This is a genomic window from Pantoea endophytica (genome assembly GCF_002858935.1).
Lineage (GTDB): Bacteria > Pseudomonadota > Gammaproteobacteria > Enterobacterales > Enterobacteriaceae > Pantoea > Pantoea leporis.
In genome coordinates, this window is record NZ_PJRT01000025.1 from 107251 (window position 1) to 132894 (window position 25644).

23 protein-coding genes are annotated in these 25644 nt (G+C 55.3%); 2 read left to right on the forward strand and 21 right to left on the reverse strand.

Annotated features, from left to right (window positions below; genetic code table 11):
• Positions 1–6 precede the first annotated feature (6 nt).
• The 9 genes from cydA to sdhC form a co-directional block, all read right to left on the reverse strand.
• Complete coding sequence (gene cydA, locus PZBJ_RS15495) at positions 7–1578, reverse strand: cytochrome ubiquinol oxidase subunit I (protein WP_101763213.1); 1572 nt, start codon at positions 1576–1578, stop codon at positions 7–9.
• A gap of 663 nt (positions 1579–2241) precedes the next feature.
• Positions 2242–3117: a succinate--CoA ligase subunit alpha gene (gene sucD, locus PZBJ_RS15500; RefSeq protein WP_101763214.1), complete on the reverse strand. Its 876-nt coding sequence runs from the start codon at positions 3115–3117 to the stop codon at positions 2242–2244.
• Entirely contained in the window at positions 3117–4283 is a 1167-nt protein-coding gene (sucC, locus tag PZBJ_RS15505) for an ADP-forming succinate--CoA ligase subunit beta (RefSeq protein WP_007890646.1), read from the reverse strand. The genes sucD and sucC overlap by 1 nt, the downstream gene beginning before the upstream one ends.
• Positions 4284–4343: 60 nt before the next feature.
• Positions 4344–5570, reverse strand: a complete 1227-nt coding sequence (gene odhB, locus PZBJ_RS15510) for a 2-oxoglutarate dehydrogenase complex dihydrolipoyllysine-residue succinyltransferase (RefSeq protein WP_101763215.1) — start codon at positions 5568–5570, stop codon at positions 4344–4346.
• 15 nt (positions 5571–5585) lie between these two features.
• Positions 5586–8393, reverse strand: coding sequence for a 2-oxoglutarate dehydrogenase E1 component (sucA, locus tag PZBJ_RS15515; RefSeq protein ID WP_101763216.1), 2808 nt, complete (start codon positions 8391–8393; stop codon positions 5586–5588).
• A gap of 207 nt (positions 8394–8600) precedes the next feature.
• The gene (locus PZBJ_RS15520) at positions 8601–9317 is read right to left on the reverse strand and encodes a succinate dehydrogenase iron-sulfur subunit (protein ID WP_007890649.1); all 717 of its coding nucleotides are present in this window, start codon (positions 9315–9317) and stop codon (positions 8601–8603) included.
• A 14-nt stretch (positions 9318–9331) separates the two neighbouring features.
• Entirely contained in the window at positions 9332–11098 is a 1767-nt protein-coding gene (sdhA, locus tag PZBJ_RS15525; RefSeq protein WP_101763217.1) for a succinate dehydrogenase flavoprotein subunit, read from the reverse strand.
• Entirely contained in the window at positions 11099–11446 is a 348-nt protein-coding gene (gene sdhD / locus PZBJ_RS15530) for a succinate dehydrogenase membrane anchor subunit (protein WP_049850912.1), read from the reverse strand.
• Entirely contained in the window at positions 11440–11829 is a 390-nt protein-coding gene (sdhC, locus tag PZBJ_RS15535) for a succinate dehydrogenase cytochrome b556 subunit (protein ID WP_101763218.1), read from the reverse strand. Before sdhC ends, sdhD begins: the two co-directional genes overlap by 7 nt.
• A 636-nt stretch (positions 11830–12465) precedes the next feature.
• On the opposite strand from sdhC, the gene PZBJ_RS15540 reads away from it, so the two are divergent.
• The gene (locus PZBJ_RS15540) at positions 12466–13749 is read left to right on the forward strand and encodes a citrate synthase (protein ID WP_008107361.1); all 1284 of its coding nucleotides are present in this window, start codon (positions 12466–12468) and stop codon (positions 13747–13749) included.
• Between the two features lie 36 nt (positions 13750–13785).
• Here the strand turns inward: PZBJ_RS15540 and nei are convergent, their stop codons facing one another.
• The 11 genes from nei to PZBJ_RS15595 form a co-directional block, all read right to left on the reverse strand.
• Positions 13786–14574, reverse strand: coding sequence for an endonuclease VIII (gene nei / locus PZBJ_RS15545; protein ID WP_101763219.1), 789 nt, complete (start codon positions 14572–14574; stop codon positions 13786–13788).
• 11 nt (positions 14575–14585) lie between these two features.
• Positions 14586–15233, reverse strand: coding sequence for a pyroglutamyl-peptidase I (gene pcp / locus PZBJ_RS15550; protein WP_101763220.1), 648 nt, complete (start codon positions 15231–15233; stop codon positions 14586–14588).
• Between the two features lie 7 nt (positions 15234–15240).
• Positions 15241–16257 (reverse strand): DUF979 domain-containing protein, encoded by a 1017-nt coding sequence (locus PZBJ_RS15555; protein ID WP_101763221.1) that lies wholly within the window; start codon positions 16255–16257, stop codon positions 15241–15243.
• Complete coding sequence (locus tag PZBJ_RS15560) at positions 16257–16985, reverse strand: DUF969 domain-containing protein (RefSeq protein WP_101763222.1); 729 nt, start codon at positions 16983–16985, stop codon at positions 16257–16259. The genes PZBJ_RS15555 and PZBJ_RS15560 overlap by 1 nt, the downstream gene beginning before the upstream one ends.
• A gap of 59 nt (positions 16986–17044) precedes the next feature.
• Complete coding sequence (gene pxpA / locus PZBJ_RS15565; protein WP_101763223.1) at positions 17045–17782, reverse strand: 5-oxoprolinase subunit PxpA; 738 nt, start codon at positions 17780–17782, stop codon at positions 17045–17047.
• Positions 17772–18704 carry a 5-oxoprolinase subunit PxpC gene (gene pxpC / locus PZBJ_RS15570; protein ID WP_101763224.1) on the reverse strand — a complete coding sequence of 311 codons (933 nt, stop codon included), beginning with the start codon at positions 18702–18704 and terminating at the stop codon, positions 17772–17774. The genes pxpA and pxpC overlap by 11 nt, the downstream gene beginning before the upstream one ends.
• Positions 18698–19354 (reverse strand): 5-oxoprolinase subunit PxpB, encoded by a 657-nt coding sequence (pxpB, locus tag PZBJ_RS15575; RefSeq protein WP_101763225.1) that lies wholly within the window; start codon positions 19352–19354, stop codon positions 18698–18700. Before pxpB ends, pxpC begins: the two co-directional genes overlap by 7 nt.
• Positions 19355–19528: 174 nt before the next feature.
• A complete protein-coding gene (locus PZBJ_RS15580; protein ID WP_101763226.1) occupies positions 19529–20272 on the reverse strand; it encodes a type 2 GTP cyclohydrolase I in 744 nt (247 codons plus the stop codon).
• An 18-nt stretch (positions 20273–20290) separates the two neighbouring features.
• Positions 20291–21718, reverse strand: coding sequence for a deoxyribodipyrimidine photo-lyase (gene phrB, locus PZBJ_RS15585; RefSeq protein ID WP_101763227.1), 1428 nt, complete (start codon positions 21716–21718; stop codon positions 20291–20293).
• Positions 21719–21730: 12 nt separating this feature from the next.
• Positions 21731–22687, reverse strand: a complete 957-nt coding sequence (locus PZBJ_RS15590) for a YbgA family protein (protein ID WP_101763228.1) — start codon at positions 22685–22687, stop codon at positions 21731–21733.
• A 152-nt stretch (positions 22688–22839) separates the two neighbouring features.
• A complete protein-coding gene (locus PZBJ_RS15595; RefSeq protein ID WP_008107019.1) occupies positions 22840–23040 on the reverse strand; it encodes a YbfA family protein in 201 nt (66 codons plus the stop codon).
• A 245-nt stretch (positions 23041–23285) separates the two neighbouring features.
• Here PZBJ_RS15595 and kdpE point away from each other — a divergent pair, with 245 nt between their 5' ends.
• Positions 23286–23960, forward strand: coding sequence for a two-component system response regulator KdpE (kdpE, locus tag PZBJ_RS15600; protein WP_101763229.1), 675 nt, complete (start codon positions 23286–23288; stop codon positions 23958–23960).
• Positions 23961–23999: 39 nt separating this feature from the next.
• Here kdpE and pgm read toward each other — a convergent pair whose 3' ends face one another.
• Entirely contained in the window at positions 24000–25640 is a 1641-nt protein-coding gene (gene pgm, locus PZBJ_RS15605) for a phosphoglucomutase (alpha-D-glucose-1,6-bisphosphate-dependent) (protein WP_101763230.1), read from the reverse strand.
• Between the last annotated feature and the right edge of the window lie 4 nt (positions 25641–25644).

The following is a 25644-nucleotide window of genomic DNA, read 5'->3' on the forward strand; positions in this document are numbered from 1 at the left end:
CTCTCCTTATCCACGCGCCGGCTGAGATGATGTCTTCAGCGTTTCATGATGATAGCGGCCGGTTTTCAGGCTGCTCGGACCGAGGCGCGCGAACTTGAACATCAGGTACATTTCCGCCACAAGGAACAAGGTGTAGAGACCGCAAATCAATGTCATTGAGAACAGCAGATCGCCAACGGTCAATGAGGAGTTAGCGACCGCGGTTGGCAGCACCTCACCAATTGCCCACGGCTGGCGACCATACTCAGCAACGAACCAACCCGCTTCAATCGCAATCCACGGTAACGGAATGCCGTACAACGCGGCTTTCAGTAACCAGCGAGACTTACCGATGCGGTTACGAATCACGCTCCAGAAGGAGAGCGCAATAATGCCCAGCATCAGCACACCGCCCAGCACCATGATGCGGAAGGCGAAGTACAGTGGCGCAACGCGTGGGATCGAATCCTGTGTCGCTTTCTGAATCTGCTCTTCGCTGGCGTTAGCCACATCCGGCGTATAGCGCTTCAGCAGCAGGCCATAACCGAGATCCTGTTTGCTGGCTTCAAACTGGCTGCGCACCTCAGGATCTTTACTGCCACCACGCAGTTCGTTCAGCAGCGCGTAGGCTTTCATGCCATTACGAATACGTACTTCATGTTGTGCCAGCAGCTCTTTCAAACCGGTGACCGGCGTATCCACTGAACGCGTGGCGATCAGGCCGAGCAGATACGGAATCTGAATCGCATATTTGTTCTCCTGCGTCTCCTGATCCGGAATACCAAACAGCGTAAACGCAGCCGGAGCCGGTTGGGTTTCCCATTCCGCTTCAATTGCCGCCAGTTTGGTTTTCTGCACGTCACCGATTTCATAACCGGATTCGTCACCCAGTACGATCACTGACAGAATCGCCGCCATACCGAAACTGGCTGCGATGGCGAAAGAGCGTTTAGCGAAAGCAATGTCGCGCCCTTTCAGCAGATACCATGCGCTGATACCAAGGATGAACATCGCGCCCGTGGTGTAACCGGCGGCCACGGTATGGACAAACTTCACCTGCGCAACCGGGTTCAGCACCAGCTCGGAGAAACTCAACATCTCCATACGCATGGTTTCGAAATTGAATTCCGATGCAATGGGGTTTTGCATCCAGCCGTTCGCCACCAGAATCCACAGCGCGGACATGTTCGAACCGAGCGCCACCAGCCAGGTCACCGCAAGGTGTTGCACCTTACCGAGGCGATCCCAGCCGAAGAAGAACAGGCCAACAAAGGTGGATTCGAGGAAGAACGCCATTAAACCTTCGATGGCGAGCGGCGCACCGAAGATATCGCCGACATAGTGTGAATAATATGACCAGTTGGTACCGAACTGGAATTCCATGGTCAGGCCGGTAGCCACGCCGAGTGCAAAGTTAATACCAAACAACTTGCCCCAGAACTTGGTCATATCTTTATAAATTTGTTTCCCCGTCAGGACATATACCGTTTCCATGATCGCCAATAAAAACGCCATACCCAGCGTTAATGGCACGAACAGGAAATGGTACATCGCCGTCAGGGCAAACTGTAAACGCGACAGCTCGACAATATCTAACATGATGACTCCTTGCTCCTCGCATGAACTTCCCCTGCGGATGACAACGGCAAACAACAGACATTGACGCGCAGAACAAGATTCAGGAACGACTGATTATTGATTCCAGTTTTGTTACTGATAGAACAGAGAAAGCTGTTGCCCGAAGAGAGCGAGTAACAGTGATAAAATTCCCTTAAAAACCGATCTTTTCAGTCAATTTAAAGCAGGAGTAACACGAGGAGGCGGCAGAATTGATATAACAACGCCTGGCACAAACTCCTGATAAATTATGACGAAGACTGAATTGATGCAGCGCAATTTATACCGGTTAGTCGGCCTTTTGCTAGCGGTAAAGTTTCCTATAAGTCGCCAATTATTGATCTAGATTAAGACAATAAATTTCCGGATATGTAGTGTTAAAGTGGTTGTTAATTAGATGTCACAACATCATCATATTATTAAGAATATAATTACCTTTTCCGCAATTATTTAACCTCATTTTGGAAAGTCGCACGCCAATTGCTTGACAAAAATCCAGCGCCTTTTCCCTTCTTTACCTTGATGACAGAGTAAGCATAGCCGCAATTTTTTGAAGCCGTTGCGCTTTTTTCCCTCTCTTTCAGGCGGGTTATTACAAAAAAAAAGCCACCCGAAGGTGGCTTTTCATTGTCAGTCTGTATTGGCTTATTTGATTGGTAAAACCGCTTTAACCGCGTCACCAATGTCTGCCAGACTGCGTACGGTTTTCACACCGGCCGCTTCCAGCGCAGCAAATTTCTCATCAGCGGTACCTTTACCACCGGCAATGATGGCGCCTGCGTGGCCCATACGTTTGCCTTTGGGTGCAGTCACACCGGCGATGTAGCCTACAACCGGCTTGGTCACGTGTGCTTTGATGTAAGCTGCTGCTTCTTCTTCCGCGCTACCACCGATCTCACCGATCATCACGATCGCTTCGGTCTGTGGATCTTCCTGGAACAATTTCAGGATATCGATGAAGTTAGAGCCAGGGATCGGGTCACCACCGATACCTACGCAGGTTGACTGGCCGTAGCCGATGTCAGTGGTCTGCTTAACGGCTTCATAAGTCAGCGTACCTGAACGCGATACGATACCGACGCGGCCTGGCTGGTGAATGTGGCCTGGCATGATACCGATCTTACATTCGCCTGGCGTGATCACGCCTGGGCAGTTCGGGCCGATCATGCGCACGCCAGCTTCATCCAGCTTCACTTTCACGGTCAGCATATCCAGCGTTGGGATACCTTCGGTGATAGTGATGATCAGTTTAATGCCCGCATCGATCGCTTCCAGGATACCGTCTTTGCAGAACGGCGCTGGAACGTAGATCACGGTGGCGGTTGCGCCGGTGGCTTCTACTGCTTCACGTACGGTGTTGAACACCGGCAGGCCGAGATGCGTGGTGCCGCCTTTGCCTGGCGTTACACCGCCAACCAGCTGCGTACCGTAAGCCAGCGCCTGCTCAGAGTGGAACGTCCCTTGACCACCGGTGAAACCCTGGCAAATGACTTTGGTGTTTTTGTCGATCAAAATGGACATTATTTACCCTCCGCTGCAGCTACAACACGCTGTGCAGCGTCTGTCAGGCTGGTTGCTGCAATGATGTTCAGACCGCTGTCCGCCAATTTCTTAGCGCCCAGCTCAGCGTTGTTACCTTCCAGACGTACCACAACCGGCACGTTGACACCCACTTCTGCCACGGCACCGATGATGCCGTCTGCGATCAGGTCGCAACGCACAATACCGCCGAAGATGTTAACGAACACGGCTTTCACTGCATCGTCAGACAGAATGATTTTGAAGGCTTCGGTGACGCGCTCTTTGGTTGCGCCGCCGCCAACGTCCAGGAAGTTTGCTGGCTCACCACCGTGGTGTTTCACGATGTCCATGGTGCCCATCGCCAGACCGGCGCCGTTCACCATACAGCCGATGTTGCCATCCAGCGCAACGTAGTTCAGTTCCCACTGCGTTGCGTGGGCTTCACGTGGATCTTCCTGGCTCGGATCGCGCATTTCACGCAGTTCCGGCTGACGGAACAGTGCGTTACCGTCCGCGCCCAGTTTGCCATCGAGGCAGATCAGATCGCCCTGCTTGGTGATCACCAGCGGGTTAATCTCAACCATCGCCAGATCGCGCTCAAGGAACATGGTCGCCAGGCCCATGAAGATTTTGGTGAACTGGCTAACTTGCTTGCCGGTCAGGCCGAGTTTGAACGCCAACTCGCGGCCCTGATACGGCTGTGGACCCGCTAATGGATCGAGCGCCATCTTGTGGATCAAGTGTGGCGTTTCTTCTGCCACTTTCTCAATCTCAACACCGCCTTCTGTCGAAGCCATGAAGATGACACGACGGGTAGCACGGTCAACAACCGCACCCAGATACAGCTCCTGATCGATATCCGTCGCGGCTTCAACCAGAATCTGGTTTACCGGCTGACCGTGCGCATCAGTTTGATAGGTCACCAGACGTTTGCCCAGCCAGTGTTCAGCAAAAGCACGAATGTCTTCTTTGCTGTTCACCACTTTCACGCCGCCCGCTTTACCGCGGCCACCGGCATGAACCTGACATTTCACTACCCACGGACCTGCGCCAATTTTAGACGCGGCTTCTTCAGCTTCACGTGGCGTGGTGCAGGCGTAGCCTGTCGGTGCTGGCATGCCATAGCGTGCAAACAGCTGCTTCGCCTGGTATTCATGTAAATTCATGATGTTCTATCCATTCAGGTATGAGTTTGGGCGCGCCTTCACACCGCGCGCCCGGCGAAATTAGACGTCCAGCAGCAGGCGAGCTGGATCTTCCAGCATCTCTTTCACCGCGACCAGATAGCCAACGGATTCACGACCATCAATCAAACGGTGATCGTAAGAGAGCGCCAGATACATCATTGGCAGAATCACAACCTGACCATTAACCGCCATTGGGCGATCTTTGATGGCGTGCATGCCGAGAATCGCGCTCTGCGGCGGGTTGATGATTGGCGTAGACATCAGCGAACCAAACACACCACCGTTGGTGATGGTGAAGTTACCGCCGGTCAGCTCTTCAACCGTCAACTTGCCGTCACGGCCTTTCACCGCCAGCTCTTTAATTTTCTTCTCAATGTCGGCCATGCTCAGTGCATCAACATCTTTCAGCACCGGCGTAACCAGACCACGCGGGGTAGAAACCGCAATGCTCACATCGAAATAGTTGTGGTAAACCACATCTTCGCCATCAATAGACGCGTTCACTTCCGGGAAGCGTTTCAGCGCTTCCACTACCGCTTTGATGTAGAAGGACATGAAGCCCAGACGCACGCCGTGACGTTTCTCGAACGCATCGCCGTACTGCTTGCGCAGATCCATGATTGGCTTCATGTTGATTTCGTTGAACGTGGTCAACATCGCGGTGCTGTTTTTCGCTTCCAGCAGACGCTCGGCAACACGCTTACGCAGACGCGTCATCGGTACGCGTTTTTCGCTGCGGTTAGCCACAGCGGCCTGCGGTGCAGCAGCGGCTGGCGCTGCAGCCGGTGCAGCTTTGCCACCGTCAGCTTTCTTCGCCAGATGTTTTTCCACATCTTCACGCGTCAGACGGCCACCAACGCCGGTGCCTTTGATCTGGCTGGCATCGAGGTTGTTTTCAGCAATCAGCCGGCGTACCGCTGGGCTGAGCGCATCGTTGCTCTCTTCTTCCAGCGAAGCGGTCTGGCGCTGTGCCGGTGTAGATTCGTTACTTTCCGCTTTGGCCGCAGTCTCTTTCCCGCCGCTGTTGCCCTCTTTCAGACGGCCCAGAATCTGACGAGAAGTGACGGTAGCGCCTTCCTCTTCCAGCACGGCTTCCAGGATGCCATCCGCTGAAGCAGGCACTTCCAGAACCACTTTGTCAGTTTCAATCTCTACCAGTACTTCATCGCGGCTCACAGAGTCGCCAGGTTTTTTGTGCCAGGTTGCAACCGTTGCGTCCGCTACGGATTCAGGCAAATCGGGAACGAGAATTTCTACGCTACTCATTTTCTTTCCTTTTTATTAACCAAGGTTCAGCGCGTCATTAACCAGGTCTTGCTGCTGTTTTTGATGTACGGACATGTAGCCCACGGCCGGTGAAGCAGAAGCCGGACGGCCTGCATAACGCAGTGACGCACCAAATGGAACCACTTCGCGGAAATGATGCTGACTGCAATACCATGCGCCCTGATTCAGCGGCTCTTCCTGACACCACACGAAATCCTGCACATGAGCATAGTTTTTCAATACGTCCTGCACGACTTTGTGCGGGAACGGATAGAGTTGTTCGATACGCACGATGGCCACGTCGGTTTGCTCGTTTTTACGACGCTGCTCCAGCAGATCGTAATAAACCTTGCCCGAACACAGCACCACGCGTTTTACCTGTTGTGGATCGAGATCGTCGATCTCACCAATCGCTGGCTGGAAGCTGCCTGTGGCCAACTCTTCCAGGCTGGAAATCGCCAGCGGATGGCGCAGCAGTGATTTCGGTGACATGACGATCAGCGGACGGCGCATACCGCGCAGCGCCTGACGACGCAGCATGTGGTAAACCTGCGCTGGCGTAGAAGGCACGCACACCTGCATGTTCTGTTCAGCACAGAGTTGCAGATAACGCTCCAGACGCGCTGAGGAGTGCTCAGGACCCTGACCTTCATAACCGTGCGGTAGCAACATGACCAGGCCACACATACGGCCCCATTTCTGTTCGCCGGAGCTGATGAACTGGTCGATCACGACCTGCGCGCCATTGGCGAAGTCGCCGAACTGCGCTTCCCAGATGGTCAGCACGCGCGGTTCTGCGGTGGCATAACCGTATTCGAAAGCCAGTACCGCTTCTTCAGACAGTACGGAATCCCACACTTTGAACTGACCCTGGCCGTTATGGACATGGTGCAGCGGCGTATAGGTTGAGCCGTTGGTCTGGTTGTGGATTACCGCATGACGGTGGAAGAAGGTCCCGCGACCGGTATCTTCACCGGAAAGACGCACCGGAATCCCCTCGTCAACCAGCGTGGCGTAGGCGAGGTTTTCTGCACCGCCCCAGTCGAACGCTTTGTTGCCTTCGGCCATATCTTTGCGATCGTTGTAGATCTTGGCAACGCGAGACTGCACTTCTACCGATTCCGGTACGCTGCTGATGCGACGCGCCAGTTCCTGCAGGCGTTTCAGTTCCACGGTTGACGGGTAGCTTTCGTCCCACTCGTGGTTCAGATACGGCGACCAGGTGAATGAGTGCAGGCTCATCGGACGCCACTCTGGCACCACGCATTCGCCTTCATCCAACGCGTCGCGATAGAGATTGACCATCTCGGTGGCATCTTCGCTGGTCGCTACACCTTCGCTTTCCAGCTGATCGGCATAGAGTTTACGCGGCGTCGGATGCTTTTTGATTTTCTGGTACATCAACGGCTGCGTTGCACTTGGCTCGTCAGCTTCGTTGTGGCCGTGACGGCGATAGCACACCAGGTCGATGAAGACATCACGTTTAAAGGTGTTGCGATAATCCAGCGCCAGGCGCGTCACAAAGGCTACGGCTTCCGGATCGTCCGCGTTAACGTGGAAAATCGGTGCCAGCACCATCTTGCCGATATCCGTACAGTACGGCGTAGAGCGCGCATCTTTCGGGTTGGAGGTGGTGAAACCAACCTGGTTGTTGATCACGATGCGAACGGTACCGCCCACTTCGTAGCCACGCGCCTGCGACATGTTCAGGGTTTCCTGCACCACGCCCTGACCAATAACAGCGGCATCACCGTGAATGGTGATTGGCAGAACTTTGTTGCTGCTTGGCTCAGCCAGACGATCCAGACGCGCACGCACCGAACCCATCACTACCGGGCTCACGATTTCCAGATGCGACGGGTTGAACGCCAGCGCCAGGTGCACTAAGCCGCCTTCGGTTTCCACGTCAGACGAGAAGCCCATGTGGTACTTCACGTCGCCGGTGCCGAGGTGTTCTTTGTGCTTGCCGGAGAATTCGTCGAACAGATCCTGCGGCTTCTTACCTAATACGTTGATCAGTACGTTGAGACGACCGCGGTGCGCCATACCCAGCACCACTTCGCGCGTACCGCTCTTGCCCGCGTGACGAATCATCTCGCGCAGCATGGGCACCAGTGCATCGCCGCCTTCCAGCGAGAAGCGCTTCGCACCCGGGAATTTTGCACCCAGATATTTTTCCAGGCCTTCTGCCGCGGTCAGCTCTTTCAGGAAACCTTTTTTCTCGTCACTGCTGAAAGACGCGTGGCCCACCACCGATTCCAGACGCTGCTGAATCCAGCGCTTCTCGTCGGTGTTGTTGATGTGCATGTACTCAGCACCAATCGAGCCACAGTAAGTCTGCTGCAGCGCCGCAAACAGATCGGCCAGCTTCATGGTCTCTTTGCCGATAGCAAAAGAGCCTACGTTAAAGCTTTCCTGAAAATCGGCGTCGGTCAGATCGTGATAAGCCGGATCGAGGTCGGCTACCGTGTCCTGTTTCCACAGGCCAAGCGGATCGAGGTTTGCATGCTGATGGCCGCGGAAGCGGAACGCATTAATCAGCTGCAGCACTTTTACCTGTTTGGAGTTGGTTGCCGGATCGGTCACGGTTGATGTGTAACGCGTAGCGTCTTTAGCCAGGCGGCGGAAGTAGTCACGCGTGGTGGAGTGAAATTGCTCAGGTTTCACGCCAGTGCCCGGCAGCTGTTGGAACAGCTCGCGCCACATGTCATCAACTGAGTCAGGATCGGTCAGGAAATCCTCATAGAGCTGCTCTATGTAAGATTGGTTCGCGCCGGCCAGCCAGGAGGAGTCCAGCCAGGGTTTCATCGCGCTGTTCTGCATTGTGATCCCTTAAGCATTAATCTGCTTTTTATGAGGTTTCATTTTTTACCGCTTACGCGGCTTGCCGTAGTGAGTTCAGCGATACGAACCTGTGCGCTACCGGCGCCTGGCTCGTAAGGGAACCTTTATAAGCGTGGTCAGCACCGCGCTTATAGAGGCTTCCATAAACATCCGGGAACCCAGGTTCCCGGAGAGTGACTTTTTCTGTTACGCCCCGCGTTGCAGCAGCATCGACTTAATATGGCCGATGGCGCGCGTTGGGTTTAGGCCTTTCGGGCACACGCTCACACAGTTCATGATGCTGTGACAGCGGAAAACACTGAAAGCATCGTTGAGATTGTCGAGACGCGCATTGGTTTCCGTGTCGCGGCTGTCGATCAGGAAACGGTAAGCGGCCAGCAGGCCAGCCGGACCGACAAACTTGTCCGGATTCCACCAGAACGACGGGCACGACGTTGAGCAACAGGCGCAGAGAATACACTCATACAAACCGTCCAGATGCTCACGCTCGGCTGGGCTCTGTAAATGCTCGCGCGCCGGTGGATTTTCCCCATTATTCAACAGGAAAGGCTTAATCTTCTCATACTGTGCATAGAATTGTCCCATGTCTACCACGAGGTCGCGGATCACCGGCAAACCTGGCAGTGGACGGATAACAATTTTCTTCGAACCGTTGCCCAGCGCAGAGATCGGCGTGATACACGCCAGACCATTTTTACCGTTCATGTTCAGACCATCTGAACCGCACACGCCTTCACGGCAAGAGCGACGGAAAGCCAGCGTAGGGTCTTTCTCTTTCAGACGGATAAGCGCATCCAACAGCATCATGTCGCGACCATCTTCCGACTCCAGGGTGTACTCCTGCATGCGCGGCTTGGCATCGACTTCCGGGTTGTAACGATAGATTGAAAATTCGAGTCTCATGATGATCTCCGCAATTAGTAGGTACGCGCTTTCGGCGGGAAGGCCGCACGCAGTTTCGGTTGCATGTTCACCTCACGGCGCGTCATGCTTTCCGTCTGCGGAACATAGAGACTGTGGCACAGCCAGTTTTCATCATCGCGGTCCGGGAAGTCGAAGCGGCTATGTGCGCCACGGCTTTCGGTACGGAAGTTGGCGGCAACAGCGGTGGCGTAAGCGGTTTCCATCAGGTTATCCAGCTCAAGGCACTCGATACGCTGGGTGTTGAAGTCTGGCGAACGGTCATCAAGACGCGCTGATTTCAGACGCTCACGGATCACTTTCAGCTCTTCCAGACCTTCACGCATCGCATCGCCATCGCGGAACACCGAGAAATTGTTCTGCATGCAGCGCTGCAGCGCTTTACGGATTTCGACAGGATCTTCACCGGTGGTGTTATTTTCCCAGCGGTTGAAGCGCGCCATCGCTGCATCGATATTTTCCGGCGTGGCTTCACGCAGTTCGCCCTGCTCTTCAATACACTCCAGCAGATGCACACCGGCTGCGCGACCGAACACCACCAAATCGAGCAGCGAGTTGCCGCCGAGGCGGTTAGCGCCATGAACCGATACGCAGGCGATTTCGCCGACGGCGAACAGACCCGGAATCACCTCATCCTGGCCCTGCTCATTCACACGCAGCGCCTGGCCGGTCACTTTGGTCGGCACGCCGCCCATCATGTAGTGGCAGGTCGGGATCACCGGAATCGGTTCTTTAATTGGGTCGACGTGGGCAAAGGTACGCGACAGCTCAAGGATGCCCGGCAGACGCGACTCCAGCACTTCGGCACCGAGATGGTCGAGTTTCAGTTTAATGTGCGGACCCCAGGGGCCATCGCAACCGCGACCTTCACGGATTTCCACCATCATCGAACGCGCAACCACATCACGACCCGCCAGATCTTTGGCGTTCGGCGCATAACGTTCCATGAAGCGTTCACCGTGCTTATTCAGCAGGTAACCACCTTCACCACGGCAACCTTCAGTAACCAGCACGCCCGCACCGGCAATACCGGTTGGGTGGAACTGCCACATTTCCATATCCTGCACCGGCACGCCGGCGCGCAGCGCCATGCCAACGCCATCACCGGTGTTGATGTGAGCATTAGTGGTGGACTGGTAAATACGGCCCGCGCCGCCGGTCGCCAGAATAGTTGCCTTGGCTTTGAAATAGACGGTTTCGCCGGTTTCCATGCAGATAGCCGTACAGCCGACAATCGCGCCGTCTTCGTTTTTCACCAGATCCAGCGCATACCATTCGGAGAAGATGGTGGTTTTGTTTTTCAGGTTCTGCTGATACAGCGTATGCAGCAAGGCGTGGCCGGTACGGTCGGCCGCAGCTGCGGTACGCGCCGCCTGCTCACCGCCGAAATTCTTCGACTGACCACCAAACGGACGCTGATACACCCGGCCATCATCCAGACGGGAGAACGGCAATCCCATATGTTCCAGTTCCAGGATCGCTTCCGGACCGACATGACACATATATTCGATCGCGTCCTGGTCGCCGATAAAGTCAGAACCTTTGACGGTGTCGTACATGTGCCATTCCCAGTTATCGTCATGAGTGTTACCCAGCGCAACGGTAATACCGCCCTGCGCCGATACGGTATGGGAACGGGTTGGGAATACTTTGGATAACAGGGCACAAGTCTGGCCCGATTGGGAGATTTGCAGAGCGGCGCGCATTCCTGCGCCACCCGCGCCGATCACCACGGCATCAAATTCTCTGACTGGCAAACTCATTTACACACCCCACACAACAACGGTTCCATAAATCGCATATGACAACAGCGCAACCACAATCACAAACTGCAGCAACAAACGGGTTGCAACAGGTTTCACGTAGTCAGTCAGCACCTGCCACATTCCAATCCAGCCGTGGATCAGAATCGAGAACAGCGTCAACATGGTGAACACTTTCGTGAAGGCGGACGAGAAGAAGCCATGCCAGACGTCATACGTCAGCGTGCCTGTCATCACGACAAAACCGAGGATGTAGAGAATATAGAGCGTAATTAAGATTGCAGCAGCACGCAGTAACAGCCAGTCATGGATACCGTTGCGTCCTAATGCAGAAGCATTGCTTACCATACGAGGACTCCAGCCAAAATTGAGAGCACGACAGTGATAACAAAAGCCGCTTGCGCGGAACGGGTTCCCACCTGCAGGGTTTCTGCTGTTACACCAAAATCAGCCAACATATGGCGAATACCGCTCACAGCGTGATACGCCAGCGCAGTTAAAATGCCCCACATGATGAATTTGGCGAAGAAGCTATCCATGATGGATGCCGCTTGCTGGAAACCTTCTGGAGAGGAGAGAGAGAGACCCAGTAACCAGAGCAGAATTCCGAGAGCGACAAAGGTGATCACGCCGGAGACGCGGTGGAGAATGGACGATATTGCAGTAACGGGAAACCGGATCGTCGAGAGATCCAAGTTAACAGGTCTTTGTTTTTTCACGGTTTTGCCCACACAGCTCTTTTTTATTTTGCTTCCTCCGGTCCTGAGTTGCGTCAGAGACACAGCGTGTGTTCAGACTGCAACCGCCACCAAAATAGCAACATCCAGTGTTAAATAAAGCGGGTAAAACGCTGGGTGGCTCCTGGTGTCAGGGTGTTCCGGAGACCTGGCCGCAGTATAGGAGGATCACATTCTGATTACAATTCCCCTACAATCTCTTTGGTCACATTTAGGCTGAACAGTGATCACCTTCACGATTTTCACAATTTATACATTTTTAATTATCTGATTTGACAAAGAATCAACATTTCAGTTACAAACAATCGCATTAAAGCCCTATGATGCACAAAAGTTATGGGGATACACTTTCCCCTAAGCTGAAGTTATGTAACATTGCCAATACAAGTTATATAAAGCATCAGGTTATTGGTTACCAAGAAGTTATGTCGTGACAGGAACTTTAACATCCTCGATGTGCAGCATGTCATGCCCCGATGCCACCGAATGGCCCAGCTCAGCATTCACTCTGTAACCCTGCACGACCAACGTTACCGCAGAGTGATGCTGTGAAGATTGTGGTTTTACGTAACAACATGGCTATTCTGGTGTCTAAGATCCTTACCTTAAAGGCGCTATGGAGACGAAATAATGACAGATAAAAAAGTGACGCTAACCCTACAAGATAATACTTCTGTTGAACTGGACGTGATGCAAGGCACGCTGGGACAAGATGTAGTTGATGTCCGCGCCCTTGGCTCACAAGGCCTGTTCACCTTCGATCCCGGCTTCACCTCTACGGCGTCCTGCGAATCTAAAATCACCTTTATTGATGGTGACGAAGGTATTCTGTTACACCGCGGTTTCCCGATTGATCAGCTGGCAACCCACTCTAACTATCTTGAAGTGTGTTACATCTTGCTGAATGGCGAAGCCCCGACCCAAGCCCAGTTTGAAGAGTTCCGCACCACCGTTACCCGCCACACCATGATTCACGAGCAAATCACCCGACTGTTCCACGGCTTCCGCCGCGATTCGCATCCAATGGCAGTAATGTGTGGTGTGACCGGTGCGCTGGCAGCGTTTTATCACGACTCTTTAGACGTCAACATTGAGCGTCACCGTGAAATCGCTGCGTTCCGCCTGCTGTCGAAAATGCCGACCATGGCAGCGATGTGCTACAAGTACTCGATTGGCCAGCCGTTTGTCTATCCGCGCAACGACCTCTCTTATGCCGGTAACTTCCTGCACATGATGTTCGCCACGCCGTGCGAAGAGTACAAAGTGAATCCAGTGCTGGAACGCGCGATGGACCGTATTCTGATTCTGCACGCCGACCATGAGCAGAACGCTTCTACCTCTACCGTCCGTACCGCAGGCTCTTCAGGCGCGAACCCGTTTGCCTGTATCGCCGCCGGTATCGCTTCTCTGTGGGGACCAGCACACGGCGGTGCCAACGAAGCGACTCTGCGCATGCTGGAAGAGATCAGCACCGTTGATCACATCCCTGAGTTTGTTAAACGTGCGAAAGATAAGAACGATTCGTTCCGTCTGATGGGCTTCGGCCACCGCGTGTACAAAAACTACGATCCACGTGCCACCGTGATGCGCGATACCTGTCACGAAGTGCTGAACGAACTGGGCATGAAAGATGATCTGCTGGAAGTGGCGATGGAGCTGGAACACATCGCGCTGAACGACCCGTACTTCATCGAGCGTAAACTCTATCCAAACGTCGATTTCTATTCAGGCATCATCCTGAAAGCAATGGGCATTCCGTCTTCCATGTTTACCGTTATCTTCGCCATGGCGCGCACCGTGGGCTGGATTGCACACTGGAAAGAGATGCACGACGAAGGCATGAAAATCGCCCGTCCGCGTCAGCTGTATACCGGTTACACCGAGCGTCCATTCACCTCGGCGCTGGATAAATAAGAGAAAGGCGGCCATCTGGCCGCCTTTTTTATAGCGCTACAACTGGCATCCCGGGCACCAGTAAAACGGCCGCGATGACAGCACGCCCTTCTCAATCACCGCGCCGCACCGCCGGCACTTTTTCCCCTGCCGATGAAACACCTCGAAGCGAAACGCTGCTTCTTCATGATACTTCTTCATGCTGCCACGCATCTCGTATGACAAACGCGGCACCGCCAGCATCGCCTCACTTAACGCCGTCAGCTGCTGTTCGCTGAGGTCCTGCGCCCGATGCGACGCCAGCAATCCGGCATGCCACAAAATCTCCACGCGCAGATAATTGCCGAGGCCAGCTAAAAAGGCCTGATCAAGCAGCAAGCCGCTGAACTGGCGACGACGAAAACGCGGCGACAGCAAACGCTCGCGCACCTCTTCCACTGTTAAGCTGGCATCCAGCACATCCGGGCCCACGCGCTGCAAAAAAGGATGCGCAGCTAAAGTATCGGCGTTGAGCAGCTCAATATCCGAGGCGCTATACAGCAAAATGGTTTTATCCGCCGTCGCGAGTCGTACGCGCAGCTGGCGCGTGGTATTCGGTTGCGTACCGGTTGGCACCACGCGCCACACGCCGTACAGCTGATTGTGGCTGTAGAGCGTCAAACCGTTGGAGAAGTGGGTGAGCAGCGCTTTACCGCGCGTTTCGAAGGCGTTGATGGTGGCATCCATCAGCGCCGGTTCGTAGGTTTTCAGCTGTGGAAAGGCAAACCACACATCGGTGAGGGGTTTGCCGACCATTGCCTCTGCCAGCTGATCCGCCGCGCGGCGGATCTCCGGTCCCTCAGGCATAACGACTCCTTTTAATGCGTAGCGCCACCGACGACGCGGATATCATTTTCGGTACTCAGGATCACCTGCAGCGAGGTTTCCAGCGCCTGAATCACGCTTGCAGTCGCCATGCTGGCCACGCCAGGATGGTGCACCGCTTGTTCCGGCATATACGGGATATGAACAAAACCGCCACGCGCCTTGCTGTTGGTGGTGTGGATCCAGTGCAGCAGGCTGTACATCACGTGGTTACAGGTGAAGGTGCCGGCGGTTTGCGATACCGAGGCCGGCACACCCACTTCACGCAGCGCGGCAACCATCGCTTTGATCGGCAGCGTGGAGAAATAAGCCGCCGGGCCATCCGCCTCGATGGGCTGATCGATCGGTTGCTGCTGGTTGTTATCCGGTATGCGCGCGTCATCCACGTTAATCGCAACGCGTTCAACGGTAATATCGGCGCGGCCGCCGGCTTGCCCGACGCACAACACGCGGTCGGGTTGAATCTCCTCCAGCGCGCGCGTCAGCACTTCACCGCAAGTGGCAAATACCACCGGCAGCTGGCGTACCACAATGCGTGCACCGGCGATCTCTTTGCCGTCGAAGGTGCGCACCGCTTCCCACGAAGGGTTGATGTTTTCGCCACCAAAAGGCTCAAACGCCGTCATTAACACCGTTTTCATTGCAACCTCACAAGAACATCAGGAAGTAGAGCAGGAAAATATTCACTACCAACAGTAGCACACCGGTTGGCACCTGAGCCTTGATCACCGCGTTGCGGTCCGGCAGCTCCAGCAGGCGCGCCGGCACGATGTTGAAGTTGGCCGCCATTGGCGTCATCAACGTGCCGCAATAGCCGGAGAACATCCCAATCGCCGCCATTACCGCCGGATTGCCGCCGTGCTGCAGCACCAGAATCGGAATACCAATGCCGGCGGTGACAATCGGGAAGGCAGCAAACGCATTGCCCATCACCATGGTCAGCAATGCCATGCCACCCGCATACACCGCGACGGCAATCAGGCGATTATCTACCGCCAGATATTGTTCGGTGAGATGCGAAATTGCCGTCCCGACACCGGCGCTGGTGAACAGCAGGCCAAGCGTGGCCAGAATCTGCGGCAGAATAAACGCCCAACCGACCGCATCCAGCAGGCGACGGGTTTCCTGCATCGACTGCAGCGGCTTTTCATGGGTGATTTTCAACGCAATCAGCCAGCCCAGCAGGCAGCCAATCATCATGGAGAACAGCGTCACCAGCGTGGCGTGATTGCCGGGACCAAACACCGTGTCCTGCAAACCGGGAATATGGTTAAACGCCAGCACGCCAATCACCGTCACCAGTGGAATCGCCAGCGCTGGCAGGAACAGTTTGTTGTGCAGACGTTTAGCACTTTCCTGTTTCTGCTCATCGCTGCGCTGATGATAACGCCCCAGACGCACGCCGCCGAAACCGGCAATCAGTGCCATCAACACCACGGCCACACCCACGCCGATATGCAACCCGCGGCGGCCCAGTTCCGCATCGCCCGCCCATTGTCCCATCAGCTGATAAGCACCGTCGCCAATCAGAAAAATCAGGCCATACAGTGCCCAGAACAGACCGGTGGTAAAACGGCGCGGGTTAGCGCTGTCACGCCATGAAAGCACGGCAACCACCAGCAGGATCACCCCTGCCAGCCACATTAAATATTGTTGCTGGAACATTACTTCGCTCCTTTGGCGTTCAGCGCCTGCTGGTTTAACGCGCCCAATTCACGCGACAGCTGGCGATCGAGACGCACCAGACGAGCTGAATGAATGAGGAAAGCACAGAGCGCGGTAGGAATGCCCCACAGCGCGATATGCAGCGGTTCGGTGCTGATACCGGCAGATTCCTGCATAAAGTTATGCATGAAGATAATCGCGCCAAAGGCAACGAAGATATCCTCGCCAAAGAACAGACCGACGTTATCGGTCGCCGCAGACATGGCGCGCAGACGATGGCGCACGTCTGGCGGGACGTCACCGTAGCGGTTTTCTGTGGCACCTTCGGCCATCGGCGCCAGCAGCGGACGCACCATCTGCGGATGCCCGCCCAGGCTGGTTAAGCCCAGCGCGGCGGTGGCTTCACGCACAAACAGGTAGACGATCAGCAAGCGGCCGGCGGTGGCGGTTTTGATCTGCGCAATCCAGCTTTGCGCCCGCTCTTTCAGGCCATGACGCTCCAGCAAACCGATAACAGCCAGCGGCAGCAGCAGAATCAGCGGCAGATTACGCGTATTGAGGAAGCCAGAGCCGAGCTTTTCCAGAATGTCTGCCAGCGGCAGATGCGCTGCCAGCCCGGTGACGAAGCCCGCCACAATCACCACCAGCACCGGGTTAAAGCGCAGCACAAAACCCAGAATGATGGCGGCAATGCCCAGCAGCGGCCAGAGGTTTACCACGTTATCCATGTTGTTCCCTTATGTGAAAAGACAAAGCCCGGCGTGATGCCGGGCAATGAGTAAAAACGTTATGCGCTGGTGACCGCAATCTGACTGGTCGCAAATGCCGCGCGCAGCGTGCGGGCGAACTGCAGCGCATGTGCGCCATCACCGTGTAAACAGACGGTTTCGGCGTTAACCTTGACCCATTCTCCGCTGATGCTCTGCACCTGACGCTGCTGCACCATCGCCAGCGTTTGCGCCAGCGCCTGTTCGGCATCTTCAATCATCGCTTGCGGTTGGCTGCGTGGCACTAACGCCCCGCTCGCCAGATAGCCGCGATCGGCAAACACCTCTTCGCGGGTGCGCAGACCATGATGCGCCGCCGCCGCAATCGACGCGCTGCCCGCCAATCCGACCAGAATCAATCCGCTATCCACGGCTTTTACCGCGCGCGCGATGGCATCCGCCAGTTGCGGATCGCCCGCCGCCTGGTTGTACAGCATGCCGTGCGGCTTGACGTGTACCAGCCGTTCGCCTTCGCTCTCGGCAATGCTTTTCAGCGCACCAATCTGGTAGATCATCTGCGCATACACCGTTTCCGGCGGCAGCTGCATAGCGGTACGGCCAAAGTTTTCCCGATCGGGGAAACTCGGATGCGCGCCAATCGCCACGCCAGACGCTTTCGCCCAGCGCACCGATTGCAGCATGGTTTGCGCATCACCAGCGTGGAAGCCGCAGGCGATATTGGCTGAACTCACCAGCGTCAGCAGCTCCCGATCGCTGGCGCTGCCTTCGCCGAGATCGGCGTTAAGATCAATCTTCATGGGCCAATCCCCAGGCTATTTGGTCGAAGGAACGTTGTTGATGCTGTTTGGCGTGAATCGCGTCTTCCAGCGTGCAGTGGATAAAGTGAATCGGTTCGCCGAGACGAATTTGCGCCAGATGATAAAGATCGGCTTCGATGATGCAGGCAATGCGCGGATAGCCGCCGGTGGTTTGTGCATCCGCCATCAACACAATTGGCTGGCCATTGGGCGGCACCTGTACCACGCCGGGCACTAAACCGTGCGACAGCAGATCGCGCGTCGCATCGCGATGCAGTTGCCGTCCCTGCAGGCGATAACCCATGCGATTACTTTGCGGACTGAGCTTCCACGGGCTGCGCCAGAAACCCTGCTGCGCCTCACGCGAGAACTCGTTATATTCCGGGCCCGCTAAGGCGCGGATGCGGTTGCCCCACAGCAGTTGACGCACGCCGGCTTTGTCTTTGAAGTCGCGCGTCGGTTTACCCAACGGCAGCTCATCGCCATCCTGCAGTTTACGTCCCTGCCAGCCGCCAAACGCTGCCTTGAGATCGGTACTGACCGAACCGAGCATGTCCGGCACGGCAAAACCACCGTTGACCGCCAGATAACTGCGCATGCCGCGCGTTGGCGTTGCCAGCGTCAGCACCTGCCCTTTTTTCACCGGCAGACGCCAGCCGGTCCAGACCGGTTTGCCGTCCAGATCGGCATTGCAGCCTGCGCCCGTCAATGCAAACCAGCCATCGCGCGTAAACTGCGTTTTAAATTGTCCCAGCACGATTTCCAGCACCGCGCTCTGCTCGGGGTTACCCACCAGCATATTGGCGGTGCGCATTGCCGGTTGATCGAGCGCGCCGCCCACGCTGATGCCATATTGGCGGAAGCCGGTGCGGCCGTGGTCTTGCAGCGAGGTCATCATGCCCGCGCGGAGAATTTTCAACATACGCCCTCCTGCTGCGGCACAAAGCGCACGCTATCACCGGGACGTAACAGTGTCGGTGGATGCTGAAGCGGGTCGAACAGGCTGAGCGGCGTATGGCCAATCAGTTGCCAGCCGCCGGGCGCGGCTAAGGGATAGATGCCGGTTTGGCTGCCGCCGATGCCCACCGAGCCGCTCGGCACCAGTACGCGCGGTTCAGCGCGGCGTGGCGTGTGTAAACGCTCATCCAGGCCACCGAGATAAGGGAAACCAGGCTGGAAGCCGATGAAATAGACCACGTAATCGATGCTGCTGTGCAGTTCTACCGCTTGCCTGGCCGTCATGTTGGCGCGCTCCGCCACCTCCTGCAGATCCGGCCCACCTGCGCCGCCGTACACAACTGGAATCTCGACGCGGCGCGATTCCGGCAGCTGCGCTTCGCTCTCTTCCCACCAACGCTGCAAACGCTCAATCGCGTCCAATGCATTGCGTTGCGGATCGCGCAGCAGCAACGTCAGGTTGTTCATGCCAGGAATCACTTCCTCAACCTGCTCGTTTTGCTGCAGTCGCTGACACAATCCCCAGATGCGCTGCTGGCTGGTCAACGAAACCGGTGGCTCTAGTTCCAGCACCACCGCGCGCTCACCTAGCAGATAACAACGTGCTCGTTGCAAAAACAACCTCCTGGTAAAAGTCTTACATGTCGCAGAACGAAAGTTGCAGGATCGCCATTCATAGCGACCGAACTTCTCGTTTATGCGTAAAGGCCATAAGTTATGCGAAAGTGACAGAGATGTGTCAACAGATTTGCGCCCTTAACGCAGGTTAAGGGCGTGAGAGGAGAGAAATCAGGCCGGATTGTCGATGTCGATAAAGGTCACATCAAGGCCATGATGGGCAGCTAACCATTCGCCCAGCGCCTTGATGCCGCCGCGTTCGGTCGCGTGGTGTCCTGCGGCAAAGAAGTGCAAACCTTGTTCGCGCGCGCTGTGGATGGTTTGCTCGGAGACTTCGCCGGTAATAAAGGCATCGACGCCAAAGGCTGCCGCGCTATCGATAAAGCCCTGACCGCCGCCGCTGCACCAGGCAACGCGCTTGATCAATGCCGGCGCGTTATCACCACAGTGCAGCGGTGTGCGACCTAAACGTTGGGCAATTTTTTCCGCCAGCGCCGCGCCACTCAGTGGTTGTGCCAGCTCGCCCCACGGTACCAGTGGCTGAATCTCGCCTTTCACTGCAATATCAAACAGACGCGCCAGCTGCGCGTTATTACCCAACTCGGGATGCGCATCCAGCGGCAGATGCCAGCCATACAAATTGATATCATTGGCCAGCAGCGTGCGCAGACGCTGGCGCTTCATGCCTTTAATCACCGGCGCTTCGCTTTTCCAGAAGTAACCGTGATGTACCAGCACCGCATCGGCGTTGCGCTTCACCGCCTCATCCAGCAGCGCCTGACAAGCGGTTACGCCAGTGATGATGGTTTTCACCTCGGCGCGCCCTTCCACCTGCAAACCGTTCGGCGCGTAGTCGCTGAAGGCGCAGTTATTCAGCTGCTGGTTAACGATCTGTTCTAACTCGACATTATTCATTACGGCTCCCTGACCGCCTCAGGCCGCGCTGCGAGCGCGCTCAAAGGCGTCTAGTGTCTTTTTACGTGCGTCCTTATGTTCCACGATTGGCGCGGGATAATCGAGTTTCTTGTTATTTTTCTGCGCCCACACTTGCGGCTGATGGATATCGCTGTCGGGCACGTCGCTGAGTTCCGGCAGCCACTGACGGATAAATTCGCCCTGTTTATCAAAGCGCTCGCCCTGCGTGGTGGGATTGAAGATACGAAAATAGGGCGCGGCATCGGTGCCAGTTGACGCGGCCCACTGCCAGCCGCCATTGTTGGCGGCCAGATCGCCATCGATCAGCTGCTGCATGAAATAACGCTCACCTTCACGCCAGTCGATCAGCAGATCCTTCACCAGGAAACTGGCGGTAATCATGCGCAAGCGATTATGCATCCAGCCGAGCGTGTTGAGCTGGCGCATCGCCGCATCAACAATCGGATAACCGGTTTTGCCCTGTTGCCAGGCTGTGAGATGTGCGTCGTTTCGCTGCCAATCCACGTTGCGCGTCCAGTCAACAAACGGCTGATGCTTACATAGCGCCGGAAACGCCACCATCAGATGACGATAGAATTCGCGCCAGATCAGTTCGTTCAGCCAGGTAAAGGCCTTGCCCTCGTTGAGCGCATCGGGATGCTCTTTGAGCACGCGATGAAGACATTGGCGCGGCGACAGCACGCCAGTGGTTAGATAAACCGATAAGCGGCTGGTGCCGTCAATGGCCGGTAAATCACGCTGATCCGGATAATGCTGCACCGCCTGTTTAGCGAAGTGGCGCAGCTGTTTTAACGCCGCCTCTTCTCCCGCCGGGAAAAGGCTTTCATCAAAGGCTTCACAAGGATAATCAAAAGCGGGAATCTTCTTTTCGATACTGATGGGCGCACCATCACGCGCTTTCGGTGCCTGATGGCACTCCGGTAAGCCCTGATGTAAACGACGAACAAAGGCTTTGCTGAACGGCGTGAACACTTTGAACATGGTGTTGCTGCCGGTTTGCACGCTGCCCGGCGGCAACAGCAAGCTGTCATCGAATCCCTGACATACTACGCCCTGCTCATCCAGACGTTTCTCCGCCTGCGCATCGCGTTCACGCTCGTTGATTTCATACTGGTAATTGTAGAACAGCGCATCAACCCGCTGCTGCTGGCAAAATTTCGCCAGATATTCAATCGAAGCGGCAAAGTCATCACACTGATGGAAATGCAGAGGAATGCCGCGTTCAGCCAGTGACTTCTGCAACAAGCTGAGATTTTGCTGGATGAACGCCGCCTGCTTTGGCGCCATATGGTGTTGCTGCCACTGCTGCGGTGTGGCGATAAACAGCGCAATCACTTTGGCCTGGCTATCGCGGCAGGCAGCGGCCAACGCCATGTTGTCATTGATGCGCAGATCGTTGCGCAGCCAAACTAAATGGGTGGTCATAAAGCCCCGAAATTATTGGCCGTAGCGCAAACGCAGCGCTTCCGGATAAGGATCAAAATAGCGCTGCTGTGCCAGCCACGGATGCGGGTATTCCGCCATGTAATGTTTCAGCATAGTGATCGGTGCTAACAGCGGCTGCACGCCCTGACGATAACGATCAATCAGTTGCGCCAGCTCCTGACGCTGCGGCGAACTCAACTGCGGACGGAAGTAGCCTTGTACATGCATCAGCACGTTAGTGTGATTGCGTCGTGATGCCTGATGTGACATCAGGTGCATCAGACGACTGCGGTACTCAAAAGCGTAATCCTCCAGCGAATCCCACTGGTCCATCGCCGCGACAAAGCGGCCCATCTCGCGGTATTCGTCCTGCGCATGAGATAGCAGCAATAATTTGTAGCGACTATGGAAGGCCATCAGCTTGTGGCGCGATAATCCGCTGCGCCACATTTCGTTGAATTCATGCAGCGCATAGACGCGGCCGATAAAGTTTTCGCGGATAGCGTCATCATGCAGACGACCATCCTCCTCCAGCGGCAGCCACGGCATCTCTTTCTGTAAAAATGCGGTAAACATGCCGGTGCCCGCTTTGCGATTGTTGTTGGTTTCAGGCTCGTAAACGCGGACACGTTCCAGCCCACAGCTAGGGGATTTGGCACAGAGGATGTAGCCGCACAGGTGATGTAGCGACTTCACGCGTTCGGCTGACCAGCGCTGCATCTTTTCCGTCACCTCTTCGCCGCCATCTTTGCTGAAACAGAGATGGATGTTTTCATCGCTCTCTTTTACCAGGCGCAAAGCCGGACGCGGCGTCGGTAAGCCAATCGCCATTTCGGGACATACAGGTTCAAAGCGCACAAATGGCACGAGTTCGTCCGTGGCGAAAGCAAAACGTTTATGGCCACCATCAAATCGGACGTTATCCCCGAGCAGGCAAGCGCTGATACCAACAGGAATTTTCTCGCTCATACTTGTACAACCTCATAAATCTTGTAGAGGTTTTAAGTGTAGCTGAAATGCGCGGAGATAACAGCGGGAACGCGCGGTGGGCGTGAAAATTATCGATAAAAAAACCCGGCGCTTCACGTGAAGTCGCCGGGTTAATAGTGCGCTAAAATCGCTTACCAGTGAATGCCGGCAGCCGCTTCAGACTGCGCCAGCCAGACGGGTTTCGTGCTGGTTTTGCACCACATACGATGCAGGTAACTGTACAAACGTGCGCGATCTGAGCGGAATAACATCACTGGCAACGCCAGCAAACCGATTGCTACCACCAGCACGCGGCGCAGTACGATTTTATACAGTGGATATGCGCGATCCATCTTTGGCCCCCTTGTGGTAAACATTGCGTTGAAATGTGATCTGGTTCAGATATTACCCGTTATTGTGTAATTTTACTACTCATCCGACCACTATATTGTGCTTTTTGTCAGCAATTTGTGTGGTGATGAAAGTTAGTTACAAGATTGTGAATCAAACGATCCACTCAAGTTAAAAACTTCGTGACGGACGCCGGGCCGCTTTATTGCTAAAGTGATGCGTTAACTTTTTTGCCGCTGGAGGCAGCGTGACGACCATCTTGATAGTGGAAGATGAAAAAGAGATTCGCCGTTTCGTGCGCCTTGCGCTGGAGAGCGAAGGCCTGAAGATTGTGGAAGCGGAGCAACTGCAGCGCGGCCTGATTGAAGCGGCGACGCGTAAGCCGGATCTGGTGATCCTCGATCTCGGCTTGCCGGATGGTGATGGCAATGACTTTATCCGTGAAGTACGTCAATGGAGCAGCATGCCGGTGATTGTGCTGTCGGCACGGAGCGATGAGCAGGATAAGATCGATGCACTGGACGCGGGTGCGGATGATTATCTCACTAAGCCGTTTGGCATAGGTGAACTGCTGGCGCGCGTGCGCGTGGCGCTGCGTCGCCATCAAAGCAACCAGCCAGAACCGATTGTGAAATTTGGCGAAGTCAGCGTCGATTTGGCGGCGCGCCGCGTACTGCGCAACCAACAGGAAGTGCATCTGACACCGACTGAATTCCGTCTGCTGAGTTTGCTGGTGAACAACGCCGGAAAAGTGCTGACCCAGCGTCAATTACTGAATCAGGTTTGGGGGCCCAATGCGGTGGAGCACAGCCATTATTTGCGCATCTATATGGGGCACTTGCGGCAGAAGCTGGAAGCGAATCCCACGCAGCCCAGCCATTTGCTGACCGAAACCGGCATCGGCTATCGATTTATGCCATAAAAAAAGGCCGCGAAGCGGCCTTTTTTCTTCACTGCCCAATCAGGCGTTTTTCAGTACTTCGCTAACAATCTCAACCGCTTCTTTCTCGATTTGCTGACGATGTTCAGCACCCAGGAAGCTTTCGCAGTAGATTTTGTACGCGTCTTCTGTACCTGATGGACGCGCGGCGAACCAGCCGTTTTCCGTCATTACTTTCAGACCGCCGATTGACGCACCGTTACCTGGCGCGGCAGTCAGGCGTGCGGTGATCGGATCACCCGCCAGCGTATCTGCGCTCACCATTTCGGGTGACAGCTTAGACAACGCGGCTTTCTGTGCAGAGGTCGCCGGAGCCTGCAGACGGTTATAGCTTGGCGCACCAAAGCGTTCGGCCAGCTCGTCATAGTGCTGCTGCGGGTTCTTGCCAGTTACCGCCGTGATTTCAGCAGCCAGCAGGCACAGAATGATGCCGTCTTTATCGGTTGACCAGGCTGAGCCATCGAAACGCAGGAAGGATGCGCCCGCGCTCTCTTCACCGCCGAAACCGAAGCTGCCATCGAACAAACCATCAACGAACCATTTGAAACCAACCGGCACTTCCACCAGCTTACGTCCAATGTCGTTGACCACGCGGTCGATCATCGCGCTGGAAACCAGGGTTTTCCCTACAGCAACGTCTTTGCCCCACTGCGGGCGATGCTGGAACAGGTAGTTGATCGCCACCGCCAGATAGTGGTTCGGATTCATCAGACCCGCAGGCGTGACGATGCCGTGACGGTCGTAATCAGGATCGTTACCAAAGGCCAGATCGAATTTGTCTTTGTACGCCAGCAAACCGGCCATCGCGCACTCGGATGAGCAGTCCATACGCACCACGCCATCTTTATCCAGATGCATGAAGCGGAAAGTCTGATCGATCGCATCGTTCACGATGGTCAGATCCAGTTTGTAGTGCTCAGCAATGCGCTGCCAGTAAGCAATACCGGAACCGCCTAACGGATCGACGCCAATTTTCAGGCCGGCGTTCTGAATGGCGGCGAAGTCAATCACCTGCGCCAGACCTTCAACGTATGGCTGGATCAGATCCTGCTCAACGATGTGGCCGCTCGCCCATGCCTGATCCAGCGGCAGACGTTTCACGTCTTTCAGCTCGCCTTTGATCAGCTGGTTAGCGCGATCTTCCACCACTTTGGTAACGTTGGTATCAGCCGGGCCACCGTTTGGCGGATTGTATTTGATACCGCCATCTTCCGGTGGGTTATGCGAAGGCGTGATAACGATGCCGTCCGCCTGCGCGCCGCCGCGTTTGTTGTGCTCAAGAATCGCGTTCGAGATTGCAGGCGTTGGCGTGTAGCCATTGTCCTGCTGAACAATTACGTCCACGCCGTTAGCGGCCAGCACTTCCAGCACCGACAGAATCGCTGGCTCAGACAGTGCATGCGTGTCTTTACCGACGTAGCACGGACCGGTGATGCCATTCTTTTTACGCTCTTCAGCAATCGCCTGCGCGATCGCCAAAATGTGCTGTTCATTGAAGCTTTGGCGTCCCGCGCTACCGCGGTGGCCTGAAGTGCCAAATTTCACCGCATGATCCGGATTCGCCACATCGGGCTTCAGGACATAATACTGCGAGGTTAATTGTGCAACGTTAATTAAATCGCTCTGCTGGGCAGGCTGCCCGGCACGGGGGTGATTGGCCATTGGC